A 12,457-nucleotide genomic window follows, 5' to 3' on the forward strand; every position below is an offset into this window, starting at 1 on the left:
TATGAATACATAAGTCGAAGATCGCTATCTCCGCGCGTAGAGCCTTGGGCCACCTGGCCCGACGGCCTTTATCCGTCCCCCCTCCGCACCCCCGCATAGACTGTCGGCCATGGCGAAGTGGACACCAACACACGAGGCACCCGAGCCCCTTGAGGGGCCCGTCGTCGCCACGATCACCGGCGGCACGATCCTCTGGTTCGTCCTCTTCCTGGTACAGCTCCCCTTCTACGGCTGGTTCGACGACCACGGGCACCTGTGGTGGCTCTGGACCTGCGCGGCCGGGGCCGGTCTCGGGCTGATCGGTATCTGGTACGTACGGGGCCGGGACGCCGCACTCAAGCGGGCCGCGGCCGGTGGCGGCGGTTCCACGGACGGTGGCGGGCCCACGACCGGCAGCGGACCGGCATCCGGCAGTGGTCCGGCGTCCGGCGGCGGATCCACAGCCGCCGGAGGGGCCGCGTCCGCGTAAGGGGCTGGACCCGGCTGCGGGTCTGTACAACGGCAGGACGATCCGTCTCCTCCCGAGGTCTGATCTTCCGTCCGCTCGCCGGGTGAAGGGGCACTTCGGGCCTTAACGTCGGATCCATGACGCATGGGCCGTATATCGACGCAGGGTCCGAACTCGACCCCGTCCACCCCGTCGAGCTGCCGGAGCCCGCCCGCGCCACCGGGCTGACCACCGCCGAAGTGGCCGAACGTGTGGCCCGGGGCGAGGTCAACGACGTACCCGTGCGCTCCAGCCGGTCCACCGCCGAGATCGTCCGGGCGAACGTCTTCACCCGGTTCAACGCGATCATCGGCGTGCTCTGGGTGATCATGATGTTCGTCGCGCCGATCCAGGACAGCCTCTTCGGCTTCGTGATCATCGCCAACACCGGCATCGGCATCTTCCAGGAGTACCGCGCCAAGAAGACCCTGGACGGGCTCGCCGTCATCGGCGAGGCCAAACCGACCGTACGGCGGGACGGGGTGCCCGGCGAGATCTCCACCTCCGAACTCGTCCTCGGCGACCTCATCGAACTGGGTCCGGGCGACAAGGTCGTGGTCGACGGCGAGACCGTCGAGGCCGACGGTCTCGAAATCGACGAGTCGCTGCTCACCGGGGAGGCCGACCCGGTGCACAAGAAGCCGGGCGACCCGATGATGTCCGGCAGCTTCGTGGTCGCGGGCGGCGGGGCGTTCACCGCCACCCGGGTCGGCCGTGAGGCGTACGCGGCGCAGCTCGCCGAGGAGGCGTCCCGCTTCACCCTCGTCCACTCCGAGCTGCGCAGCGGCATCTCCACGATCCTCAAGTACGTGACGTGGATGATGGTCCCGACAGCGGCGGGTCTCGTCGTCAGCGCGCTCGTGCACGAACGGCACGACATCAAGGACTCCATCGCCCGCACCATCGGCGGCATCATCCCGATGATCCCCGAAGGGCTCGTGCTGCTCACCTCGGTCGCCTTCGCGATCGGCGTGATCCGGCTGGCCCGCCAGCAGTGCCTCGTCCAGGAACTCCCCGCGATCGAGGGCCTCGCCCGGGTCGACGTGGTCTGCCTGGACAAGACGGGCACGCTCACCGAGGGCGGGATGAACGTCACCGGGCTGCGGATGCTGGGCGGCGCGGACGAGGCGTACATCGGGCGGGTGCTCGGCGCGCTGGGGGCGTCCGACCCGCGGCCCAACGCCAGTCTCCAGGCGATCATCGACTCCTACCCGGACACCGCCGGCTGGCGCTGCACCCAGGCGCTGCCCTTCTCGTCGGCGCGCAAGTACAGCGGTGCCGCGTTCGGCGAGAGCGACGGGGAGACCTCCACCTGGCTGCTCGGCGCGCCCGATGTGCTGCTGCCCGAGCACGACCCGGCGCTCCAGGAGATCGAGCAGCTCAACCAGGAGGGCCTGCGGGTGCTGTTGCTCGCGCGGGCCGCGGGCGGTCTGGACGACGAAGAGGTGGCCGCGGGCGCCCGTCCGGCGGCGCTGGTGGTGCTGGAGCAGCGGCTGCGGCCCGAAGCCGCTGACACCCTGGCGTACTTCGCGGAGCAGAACGTCGCCGCCAAGGTGATCTCCGGCGACAACGCGGTCTCGGTCGGCGCGGTCGCCGCGAAGCTGGGCATGCCCGGTGCGCAGAACACGATCGATGCCCGCCGCCTGCCCACCGACCAGGAGGCGATGGCGCAGTCGCTGGAGAACAACTCGGTCTTCGGCCGGGTCACCCCGCAGCAGAAGCGGGACATGGTCGCCGCTCTCCAGTCGCGCGGGCACACGGTGGCGATGACGGGTGACGGCGTCAACGACGTACTGGCCCTGAAGGACGCCGACATCGGCGTGAGCATGGGCTCGGGTTCGGAGGCGACCCGGGCCGTCGCCCAGATCGTGCTGCTCAACAACAGCTTCGCGACGCTGCCCTCGGTGGTCGCGGAGGGCCGACGGGTCATCGGGAACATCACCCGGGTGGCCACGCTCTTCCTGGTGAAGACCGTCTATTCGGTGCTGCTGGCGATCCTGGTGGCCTGCTTCCAGATCGAGTACCCGTTCCTGCCACGGCACTTGACGATGCTGTCGACCCTGACCATCGGCGTCCCGGCCTTCTTCCTGGCCCTGGCCCCCAACAGGGAACGGGCGAAACCGCACTTCGTACGGCGGGTGCTGCGGTACTCGATCCCCTGCGGCATCATCGCGGCCGTCGCCACCTTCGTGGTCTACATGATCGCGCGGAGCTACTACACCGGGGCCGACGCCCTGACCGCGGAGACGAGCGTGGCGACGCTGACGCTCTTCCTGGTCTCGATGTGGGTCCTGGCGATCATCGCCCGCCCCTACACCTGGTGGCGGGTCTGCCTGGTGCTGGCCATGGGCGGGGCCTTCGTCCTGGTCCTGGTGGTCCCCGCGCTCCAGCGTTTCTTCGCGCTGAAGCTGGAGGGCACGACCATGCCGTGGACGGCGGTGGGTGTCGCGGCCGTCGCCTCGCTCTGCGTCGAGGTGGCCTGGCGGTGGGTCGACCGGCGGTACCCGGGCTGACACCCGGCAGGGTCCGGGCGCAACGGGGCCCGTGTCCCGGAGTGGTGGATCCACCCCGGGACACGGGCCGCTCGCGGCAGTGCTTGTTACTTCACGTCGACGAAGTCACCGGTGGCGACGACCGCCGGAGTGGTGGTCGTACCCGCGAAGTTGTAGCGCCAGTAGCCGTCCTCGACCGCCTTGACGGTCGTCTTCAGGTTGCCGGTGCTGTTCGTCTTGATCGTCTTGACCGTGGTGTACGTGTTGCTGTTCTTCTTGCGGAACTGCAGCTTGACCGGCTGGCCGGTGTAGCCCTGGTACTTGTACGTCTCCCAGTTGGCGCGGGCGAGCTTGCCCGTCACCGTGATCGTCTTGCCCTTCTTCACCGGCTCCGGTGCGGCGTTGACGTTCAGCGTCGAGACGCGCTGGACGTGCATCGTCCTGAACTTGTCGTTGTCGACCGAGTCGTAGTCCTTGGCGAGCGCCGCCGCGGCGACCTTCCACGTTCCGGCGAGGTCGTTCTTGTACAGGTCGTAGTGCGGGTCGACCTTGAAGGTGATCTTGCAGGTCGAGGTGGTGGCGTTGACCTTGGTGCACTTGGCGATCTGGGCCGTGTCGTCGGACACGTCCGGGCCGAGGTACCCGTCGACGTGGTCGATGTCGGCGCCGTGCCAGAGGTAGACGATGGCGTCCTGGATGCCCGAGTCGTCGGTGGCGGTGACGGTCGCCGTGATGGTCTTCGGGACCGTGGTGCCGAGGGTGATGTCCTTGCCGCCGTTCACGACGACGCTGGTGATCTTCGTGTCGGCTACGGCGCGGCTGATCTTCGCCTTCGCTCCGAACGGCGAGGCCGCGAGCCGGGCGACGGGGGTTTCGTCCGCCTGCGCGGAGGCCGGGAAGGCGAGAGCGGAGAGGGCCAGGGCGCCGGAGACGGCAACGACAGTGGCACGTATACGCATGTTTTTGTTCCCCATGTGGAGAAGGGGACCCGCGGAGGTTTCGTCCATCCGCGTGGCCCATGTGGTCTGCGAAGCCTGGTGGCTTCACAGACCAGACCTGCGACGCGCGTGAATGGTTGTACCAGGTGTGAAGATTTCGAAACCGTGTGGTGAACCACGCCGTACGCCGGTCGTTCTCAATCGAACCAGCGGTCGCGTGCCAGCTCCTCCGTACGTGACGGGTCCTCCAGCAGCGCCGCGACCTCGAACCGGCGCGGCCACTGTCCGGCCGCCCAGGCGAGGCCCGCGGCCACGCCCTCCAGGGTGGCTGCGTGGAGCACCCCGTCGCGGGTCCGGTGCCAGTCCAGTTCGACGCCGCCCGCGAGGAGTTCCTCGTGTTCCAGGTACGTCGCCGGGGTGCCGGGGCCGAGCAGCGTACGGACCGCTTCCGGCACCGGGTGCTCCTCGCCCGCCGTGGTCACCTCGGCGTCCACCGTCTCGCTCAGCCGCCTGATCTGGAGCAGCTCGGCCAGCTCCGCGGCGCGCGCCGGGGCGACCGGGAGCAGCGGGGCCCCGGACGTCAGCGGGAGCAGGTCGGGCGCGTCGGCGACCAGCGCATCGGCCGCGTCCACCACCCGTACTTCTCCGTCCACCACGGCCCGCAACTCGTCCGGGAGGGTGACCTGTTCGGGATCGAGCAGGGCCAACTCCCCGTACAGCGCGTGCAGCTGACGGGACGACACCTCACGGTCCGGGTCGGCGAGCCGGTTCAGCAGCTCGGCCGCGCCGCCGGGCTCGTCGAGCAGGGCGGCCACCGAGGTCCGCACGCCGAGGGCGCGCAGCACCTGCTCGTCGTCGAAGCCGGTCGCGTCCACCTCGTCGTACAGCCCGGCCAGCAGCGGATCGCCGCCCGCCGACCGCAGCCCCGCCGGACGACGGCCGTCGAGCACCGGGTGATCGCGCAGCCACCAGGCGGTGTACGGACGTACGGAGGCCGTCGTCCCGTCCGGCAGCAGCACCCGCACCGGCTGGGTCAGCGCGTCCCGCAGCGGCGGCCGGGCGAGCAGGGCGAGGGCCTGCGGCCACTTGTCGTCGTCGACCAGGTCCAGGTCCCGTACCGCGACCAGCTCCGTCGCGACCGGCGGCACCGGGGTCTCCGGCAGCTGGTCGAGCACGTCCTCGCACCAGACGTCCACGGCGTCCAGCAGCCCGGCGTCGTCCGGTTCCGCGAAGTCGCCCTCGCGCGGGTCGAGTTCGTCGGGATCGAGGACGACATCCGTGGTGCGTACGAGGGCGAAGGTGGCCAGCACCCCGCAGGCGGTCAGCGGCTGTTCGCCCCAGCGGTCGGCCAGTTCGCTGTCGCAGAGGGCCAGTTCGCCCTCGCGCATGAGCTGCGCGAACGGGCTGCCGGGCAGGACCAGTTCACCGGCCGGGGCGGACTCGCCGTCCTCGTCGGGCAGGGCGAGCGCGGCCAGCCACGGTTCGTCCCCGGGCTCCAGGTCCGCCTCCCGGACGAGGGCCAGGACGACCTCGGCCAGCTCGTCCGGGTCGAGCGCGTCGCTGTCCCAGGCCTCGCCGTCGTCCAGGGAGGCCGCGACGGCGGCCCGCACCTGGGGGGTCGTCAGTACCGCGCGCGGCGTGGCGGGCAGGGCCCCCAGCTTCTCCAGGAGCGGATGCGCGGCGTCCGGGTGCGCGACTTTGAGGCCGAGCCGGGCGAGGTCGGCCGGGGTGTCGGCCAGCGGCAGCAGGACCTGCCGGGGGCCGACGGCCGTACGCCCCGAGGCGAGCGGCACGGGCAGCCCGGACAGCCGGTCCGGGTCGACGCCCGCGAGGGTCTCGTACAGCCGCCGCCACCAGGACGGTTCGCGTTCGGCGCCGCCGATGCGGTCGATCGCGTCGCCGAGCGGCAGCCGGCCGACGCCCAGCGTGCGCAGCTCGGCGCGGCGTTCCAGACCGGCGGGCAGCAGGGTGGGCAGCACCTCGGCCAGTACCCGTACGGTGTCGGCGCCCGCGCCCTCGACGACCTCGGCCTCGAAGGGCCGCAGGGCCCTGGGCCCGCGGCCCGGGCCCTCGCCCGCCGCGTCCCCGTCCCGGGGCTCGGCGAACTCGGCGGATCCGGCTGCCGGTGCGACGGGCGCTGCCGGTGCGAGGAACGCCACGCGCGCCAGCCGCTCCAGGATCGCGGCCCGCAGCGCACCGTCCAGCTCGCCCTTGCCCAGCGGTCCCGGCACCAGGTCGATGGTGGCGACGGACACCGGCTCCCAGTCGCCGAGCAGTTCCGCGTACGCGTCGGCCGCGCGCTGCACCAGGAAGTCGGTCAGCGGTCCCGGGGCGGGATGGCGCCGGGCGGTGTCCAGCGGCAGCGAGGCGATCAGCAGCGCGGGCACGCCCAGCGGCTCATCGGTCGGGGTGGGCGCGTGCACGACGGGGGCGGTACGGGGCCGTACCGGCGCGCCCTCGGCGTCCACCGGGACGGCCCAGGTCACCGACCAGTGCGGGCGCAGCCGTTCCTCGACGGGACGCCCTTCGAGGAGCGACCGCTCCAGCGGGCCGTGATGGGCGACGGTGCGCCAGCGGTGGGGGGCGGGACCCGCGTCGGTGCCCGCGTCCGCCGCCCGGTCGGCCACGCCTTCGTCGGCCGTCTCGGTGACATCGGCCGTATCCGTGATGTGGACGTACGGGCCGTGCGCCGAACGGGTCAGCGTGCGGGTGCCGTCCGGGGTCTCGACCACGATCTCGGCCAGCCCGGGGAGCGTCAGCAGCAGCGCGTCGTCGATCGCGGCGATCAGCCGCTGGGCCAGGTCCTCCGCGCCGCCGTCCCGCAGCGGCAGGATGACGACGGTGTCGTAGCCGTCGGGGGCGGTGCCCTCGGCGGGCAGCGGGAGGCGGAGCAGCGGTACGTGTCCGTCGCGGCGGCGCAGTTCGTCGGCGAGGCCCTCGGCGGCGCGGGCCGCCTCGGTGTCCGTACCCGGGGCGGCTGCGGACCGTGCGGCCTCGGCGGCCAGCTCGCGGGCCTCCGCGAGGGACCACCGCACGCCGCCGTGCCTGCCGACGACGGCGGGCTCGTCGCTCACCGCGAGGACGGCCGCGAAGCCGACACCGAAGCGGCCCACCGCGCCCTCCGTGTCGGCGTCGGTGCGCTTGGCGGAGGCGCGGAGCGTGCTCAGCGACTCGACGCCGGGTGCGTCCAGCGGGGCGCCGGTGTTGGCGGCGACGAGAACGGCTGGCTCGTCGCCCGCGCCCGGCCGCAGCGTGAGCCGGAACCGTCCCGGTACGCTCGCGCGGGCCGCCGCGTCGGCGGCGTTCTGGGCGAGCTCGACGACGAGGCGGTCGCGGTAGCCGCCCAGGGCGAGGTCTTCCTCGGCGTTGGCGTCCTCACGGAACCGGGCGGGAGTGGCGGACCAGGCGTCGAGCACACCGCGCCGTAGCCGGGCCGTCCCGAAGGGGTCGGCTGCGTCCGTCGCTTTCACGATCACGGCTCGTGCTCCTCGTGTGGGGCGGGGTGGGGCGGGGGCCGGGGGTGAACGTACCGCGTGACGGGGGTGCGGGTCGCCTGCGGCGGGCGTTCCCCAGCCCGCCCCTTCCGGTAACCGGGGCTCCGCCCCGGGCCCGCTCCTCAAAACGCCGGAGGGGCTGAGATGAGCGGGGGGCCAGGGATGCCGGAGGGGCTGAGACGAGCCGGCCGGGCAGGACATGCCGGGGAAAATCCAGCCCGTCCGGCGCTTGAGGACAGGGAGGCCCGGGGGCTCACCCCCGTGGAACACCCCCGCCCCGCCGCTCCCTCAGGAGTGCCCCAGGTCCTCCACCCCGGACGCCTCCACCGGCACCGACCCGCCCTCGGGGTCCGGCCGCAGCGTGAAGGGATCCGCGGCCGTCGAGTCCAGCACCAGCGGCGCGGGCCGCAGCGGCTTCGGCATGACCGCCGCCTCCGAGTGCCCACCGCACCCGTACGCCAGCGACACGACATGCCCGTCCGCGGGACCGAATTCGTTCGTGCACACCCCGAAGGCCTGCTTCAGCGAACCGGCGAGCGGCACCAGGAAGGCGCACGTCACGCAGGACGCGGGCGCTGCCTGCGCCATCGGGGTCTTCGCGCCGTACTCCTCGTCCCAGCGGTCGGCCGCCAGGTGCAGCCCGTAGCGGGACAGGACCCGCGCACGACGCATGCCCAGTTCCTCGGCGACCGCGGTGAGCGTGCCACGGGCCGGGACCGCCGTGCGGTCGGTGACCTCGGCGTCCTCCGCGTCGACCCGCTCGGCCAGTTCCTCGGAGACCACGGAGTTCGGCGGGGGCGCGTCCTCGCCGGAGTAGCCCGGCTCCAGGCGCAGGTCCTCGGCCTCGGTGGGCAGCAGATCGCCGGGGCCCATGTCGCCGGGGCGCAGCCGCTCGCTCCACGGCACCCACTCGGGGGCCAGCAGCGAGTCGGGGCCGGGCAGCAGGACCGTCTCGTCGAGCGTGACGAGCTTCGCCCGGGACGCACGGGCGACCGTCACCGCCCAGCGCCAGCCCCGGTAGCCGGGTTCCTTGCACTCGAAGTAGTGGGTGACGACCCGGTCGCCCTCCGCCACCACGGAGACATGCTCACCGACCACCCCGGGGAAGGCGGCTTCCTCGGCGGCCTCGCGGGCGAGGTCTACCGCCTCGGCGCACAGGCGGTCGGGGGTACGGCTTCGCGTCGTCGCAGCACTCACAGGTCTCGCTTCTCTCCTACGCCGTCTCACGGGTGCGCCGGACGAACATCGCGTACGAGCTACGGGCGGAGCGGACCAGGGGACCGCGTCAACGTCCGCGCCCGACATGCCCGGGGGCGCACCTTCTCCTACCCATTCTGCGGGATAACGGAGAGGCGCACAGCCAAGGACAACCGCCGGTGGCGCGCTGGTGGCTGCCGACCGCTCCCGGGCGGAGGAGCCCGCGGCGTCCGGCACCGTCCGTCGCAAGGCGGAGGATCGCCCACGACCGAAGTCACTGGGCGGCTCCGACAACGCAGCGAGGTGCGGTGACAGGCGTCGCGGGCCCGCCCGGGAGTGGTCGGCAGCCTCCGTGCACGCTACCCCCTCTCCGGCTCTCGTCCCACCTGCGCGTCCGAATCCCGGTTCGGGTCGTACGGGCTTGGGGCACTATGACGGGGTGACCACCGCAAGGCCGTCCGACGGATTCAGCCCGGTGCGCAGGGCGGGCCGGGCTGTCGGGCATGCCCTCCAACGTCCGTTTACCGGTACCGCAAAAGGGATCAGACGGGCGACGCACGCCCATGGAGCGGGTGAGTCGGGGCTCGGCAAGCTGATCGAACTGCACGCCGTGAACAGCGCGGGTGACGTGATGATCACGGTTGCGCTCGCCTCGACGGTTTTCTTCTCGGTGCCCACGGACGAGGCCCGCGGCCGGGTCGCGCTCTATCTCGCGGTCACCATGGCGCCCTTCGCGGTGCTCGCCCCGGTGATCGGCCCGCTGCTCGACCGGCTGCCGCACGGCCGCAGGGCGGCGATGGCTGCGGCGATGGCGGCCAGGACGGTGCTGGCGCTGGTGATGTCGGGTGCGGTGGCCTCCGGCGGGCTGGAGCTCTATCCGGCCGCGCTGGGCGTACTGGTGGCGTCGAAGGCGTACGGAGTGGTGCGCAGCGCGGTGGTCCCCCGGCTGCTGCCACCCCGGTTCTCACTGGTCCGGGCCAATTCCCGGGTGACGCTCGGGGGGCTGCTGGCGACCGGCATCGGGGCGCCCATCGGTGCGGGGCTGCACCGCATCGGGCCCCCCTGGCCGCTCTACGGGGCGTCCGTCGTCTTCCTGTTCGGCGCGTTCCTGGCGTTCACCCTGCCGCGCAAGGTGGACTCCGCGAAGGGCGAGGGCAAGGCGCGGCTGGTGGAGCGTGACGAGCGCAAGCCGTCGCTGCGCACCGTCGGCCCCTCCGTACTGAACGGACTCGTGGCGAACGCCGCGCTGCGCTCGCTCTCCGGCTTCCTGATCTTCTTCCTGGCCTTTCTGCTGCGGGACCAGCCGATGCCCGGCCTCAGTGTGGCCGTGTCCATGACGATCGTCGGGGTCTCGGCCGGTACGGGCAACGCGCTGGGAACCGCGGTCGGCGCGCTGCTCCGTTCGCGTGGTCCGGAGATCATGATCGCGAGCCTGCTCGGGGTGGTGCTGGCCACGGCGGTGCTGACGGCGGTCTTCTTCAGCTCCGTACTGGTCGCGGTGGTGGCGGCGGTCGCCGGGTTCGCGCAGGCGCTGGCCAAGCTGTCGCTGGACGCGATGATCCAGCGGGATGTGCCGGAGTCCGTACGGACCTCGGCGTTCGCCCGGTCGGAGACGCTGCTCCAGATGGCCTGGGTGGTGGGCGGCGCCATCGCGATGGTGGTGCCGCTCAACGGCGTACTGGGGGTTTCGGTGGGCGCCACGCTGGTCGCGGTGGGGGCGATCACGACCGTTCGAGGGCTCCTCACGGCCGCGCGACGCGGCTCGCCGCACCCCCGCGTGGCGTGACCTGCGCCGGACGATAGCCTTCGCCCCATGACCGTTGCGCTTCTTACCGGTAAGGGCCGCCGCACCGCAGCCGCCGTCGCTGCCGTGTCCGCCGGACTCCTCGTCCTGTCCGCCTGCGACAAGCCGACGCCCCTCGCGACCGTGACGGTCGGCACCAAGTCGGTGAACACCGCCGCCGCTTGCTACAACGACGGCAAGGCGCTGGACATGGCCGCGTCGAAGTCCTGCGCCGAAAAGAAGAAGCACACTCCGACCATCAAGGTGGACCCGGAGGCGACCGTGCGCATCGGCGTCGACCCGAAGATCGCCGACAAGGGCTGGACGCTCCTGCTGAACGGTCAGCAGCTGACCGGCGTGAGCAAGAAGACCTACACCACCATCCCGGGCAACGTGTTCTTCAACGCCCAGTACGGCGCCAAGGGCAACACCTCGACCGTCGCCATCGCCGAGGGCGACGGCACCACCAAGGTCTACGGCCTGTGGTCGTTCACCTTCAAGAAGAACGACTGACGCCTTGCGTGTACTGGTCGTGACCGCGGTTCCCGCCGAGCGGGACGCGGTCACGCGCGCGTTCGGGGACACTCCCGGAAGCTCCGGGGAGTACGAGGTGATCGCGGCCGGGGTCGGCCCGGCCGCCGCGGCGGCCGGAGCGGCGACGGCGCTCGCCCGTGCCCCGTACGACCTGGTGGTCTCGGCGGGCATCGGCGGCGGATTCCACGCACCGCCCGGCGCACTGCTGGTCGCGGACGCGATCGTGGCCGCCGACCTGGGCGCCGAGACGCCCGAGGGTTTCGTCCCGGTCACCGGTCTGGGCTTCGGCACGGTGGAACACCGCCCGCCGGCCTCGCTGGTGCGGGCCGTGGCCGACGCCACGGCCGCGACGACCGGCACCGTACTGACCGTCTCCACCGTCACCGGCACCGCCGGACGGGCAGCCGCTCTGCTGGCCGCGCACCCCGGCGCCGTCGCCGAGGCGATGGAGGGCTTCGGGGTCGCCGAGGCCGCCGTCCAGGCCGGGCTCCCGGTGCTGGAGATCCGCGCGGTCTCCAACGCCGTCGGCCCCCGCGACCGGGACGCCTGGCGCATCGGGGACGCGCTGGCCGCGCTCACCGGGGCTTTCGCGAAGCTCCCGCCCGTACTGGAAGGTTGGACCGACACCATATGACCGAGCAGCCGCTGCAGATCGCGTTCTCGCCCTGCCCCAACGACACCTTCGTCTTCGACGCCTGGGCGCACGGCCGGGTGCCCGGCGCGCCCGCGCTCGATGTGACCTTCGCGGACATCGACATCACCAACGGGATGGCGGAGCGCGGTGAGTTCGACGTCCTGAAGGTGTCGTACGCGGTGCTGCCGTGGGTGCTCGACGAGTACGCGCTGCTGCCGTGCGGCGGGGCACTCGGCCGGGGCTGCGGGCCGCTGGTCCTCACCAGGGAAGCCGGTGTCGACCTCACCGGCAGGACCGTCGCCGTGCCGAGCGAGCGCTCGACGGCGTATCTGCTCTTCCGGCTGTGGGCGGCCGACGTGGTGCCCGGCGGGGTCGGCGAGATCGTCGTCATGCCGTTCAACGAGATCATGCCGGCCGTGCGCGACGGCAAGGTGGACGCGGGTCTGGTCATCCACGAGGCGCGGTTCACGTACCAGGAGTACGGGCTGCACTCGCTGGCCGACATGGGGCAGCACTGGGAGTCGACGACCGGCCTGCCGATCCCGCTCGGCGCGATCATCGCGAAGCGTTCGCTGGGCGCGACCCGGCTGCGCGAACTGGCGGAGTCGGTACGGGCGTCGGTACGGCAGGCCTGGGACGACCCGGAGGTCTCGCGTCCCTACGTGCTCGGGCACGCCCAGGAGATGGACCCGGCGGTGGCCGACCAGCACATCGGGCTGTACGTCAACGAGTTCACGGCGGACCTCGGCGAGGACGGGTACGCGGCGGTGCGCGGTCTGCTGACCCGCGCGGCGGCGGAGGGCCTGGTCCCCGCGCTGGGACCGGACGCGCTGACCTTCGCCTGAGAGGCGGGCCCGGACCGGGCCGGATCAGGAATCGGCCGACGGCCCCCGCTCCC

Annotated in this window: 9 protein-coding genes; 6 read left to right on the forward strand and 3 right to left on the reverse strand. The window is 72.4% G+C overall.

The window, feature by feature from the left end; genetic code table 11:
• The first annotated feature begins 109 nt into the window (after positions 1–109).
• On the forward strand, positions 110–469 hold the full coding sequence (locus tag OG709_RS15600) for a DUF2530 domain-containing protein (RefSeq protein ID WP_250301116.1): 360 nt from the start codon (positions 110–112) through the stop codon (positions 467–469).
• Between the two features lie 116 nt (positions 470–585).
• Positions 586–3,000: an HAD-IC family P-type ATPase gene (locus OG709_RS15605; RefSeq protein ID WP_329166572.1), complete on the forward strand. Its 2,415-nt coding sequence runs from the start codon at positions 586–588 to the stop codon at positions 2,998–3,000.
• An 86-nt stretch (positions 3,001–3,086) separates the two neighbouring features.
• Here OG709_RS15605 and OG709_RS15610 read toward each other — a convergent pair whose 3' ends face one another.
• The 3 genes from OG709_RS15610 to OG709_RS15620 form a co-directional block, all read right to left on the reverse strand.
• Entirely contained in the window at positions 3,087–3,938 is an 852-nt protein-coding gene (locus tag OG709_RS15610) for a DUF5707 domain-containing protein (RefSeq protein WP_250301114.1), read from the reverse strand.
• A 176-nt stretch (positions 3,939–4,114) separates the two neighbouring features.
• Positions 4,115–7,387 carry a sacsin N-terminal ATP-binding-like domain-containing protein gene (locus tag OG709_RS15615; RefSeq protein ID WP_329169127.1) on the reverse strand — a complete coding sequence of 1,091 codons (3,273 nt, stop codon included), beginning with the start codon at positions 7,385–7,387 and terminating at the stop codon, positions 4,115–4,117.
• A 312-nt stretch (positions 7,388–7,699) separates the two neighbouring features.
• The gene (locus OG709_RS15620) at positions 7,700–8,608 is read right to left on the reverse strand and encodes a DUF3027 domain-containing protein (protein ID WP_250301113.1); all 909 of its coding nucleotides are present in this window, start codon (positions 8,606–8,608) and stop codon (positions 7,700–7,702) included.
• 439 nt (positions 8,609–9,047) lie between these two features.
• Here OG709_RS15620 and OG709_RS15625 point away from each other — a divergent pair, with 439 nt between their 5' ends.
• From OG709_RS15625 to OG709_RS15640, 4 genes are read left to right on the forward strand one after another with little or no spacing between them, the layout of a single operon-like run.
• A complete protein-coding gene (locus OG709_RS15625; protein WP_250301112.1) occupies positions 9,048–10,394 on the forward strand; it encodes an MFS transporter in 1,347 nt (448 codons plus the stop codon).
• Between the two features lie 27 nt (positions 10,395–10,421).
• Positions 10,422–10,904 carry a DUF2771 domain-containing protein gene (locus tag OG709_RS15630; RefSeq protein ID WP_250301111.1) on the forward strand — a complete coding sequence of 161 codons (483 nt, stop codon included), beginning with the start codon at positions 10,422–10,424 and terminating at the stop codon, positions 10,902–10,904.
• A gap of 4 nt (positions 10,905–10,908) precedes the next feature.
• Entirely contained in the window at positions 10,909–11,559 is a 651-nt protein-coding gene (locus OG709_RS15635; RefSeq protein ID WP_250301110.1) for a futalosine hydrolase, read from the forward strand.
• Entirely contained in the window at positions 11,556–12,404 is an 849-nt protein-coding gene (locus OG709_RS15640; RefSeq protein ID WP_250301109.1) for a 1,4-dihydroxy-6-naphthoate synthase, read from the forward strand. Before OG709_RS15635 ends, OG709_RS15640 begins: the two co-directional genes overlap by 4 nt.
• Positions 12,405–12,457 lie beyond the last annotated feature (53 nt).

This window comes from Streptomyces sp. NBC_01267, assembly GCF_036241575.1.
Lineage (GTDB): Bacteria > Actinomycetota > Actinomycetes > Streptomycetales > Streptomycetaceae > Streptomyces.

Excerpts from the sequence above, each read along its gene's own strand:
- OG709_RS15610 (WP_250301114.1), bottom strand. The coding sequence starts at position 3,938 with ATGCGTATACGTGCCACTGTCGTTGCCGTCTCCGGCGCCCTGGCCCTC.
- OG709_RS15630 (WP_250301111.1), top strand. The coding sequence starts at position 10,422 with ATGACCGTTGCGCTTCTTACCGGTAAGGGCCGCCGCACCGCAGCCGCC.
- OG709_RS15640 (WP_250301109.1), top strand. The coding sequence starts at position 11,556 with ATGACCGAGCAGCCGCTGCAGATCGCGTTCTCGCCCTGCCCCAACGAC.
- OG709_RS15600 (WP_250301116.1), top strand. The coding sequence starts at position 110 with ATGGCGAAGTGGACACCAACACACGAGGCACCCGAGCCCCTTGAGGGG.
- OG709_RS15605 (WP_329166572.1), top strand. The coding sequence starts at position 586 with ATGACGCATGGGCCGTATATCGACGCAGGGTCCGAACTCGACCCCGTC.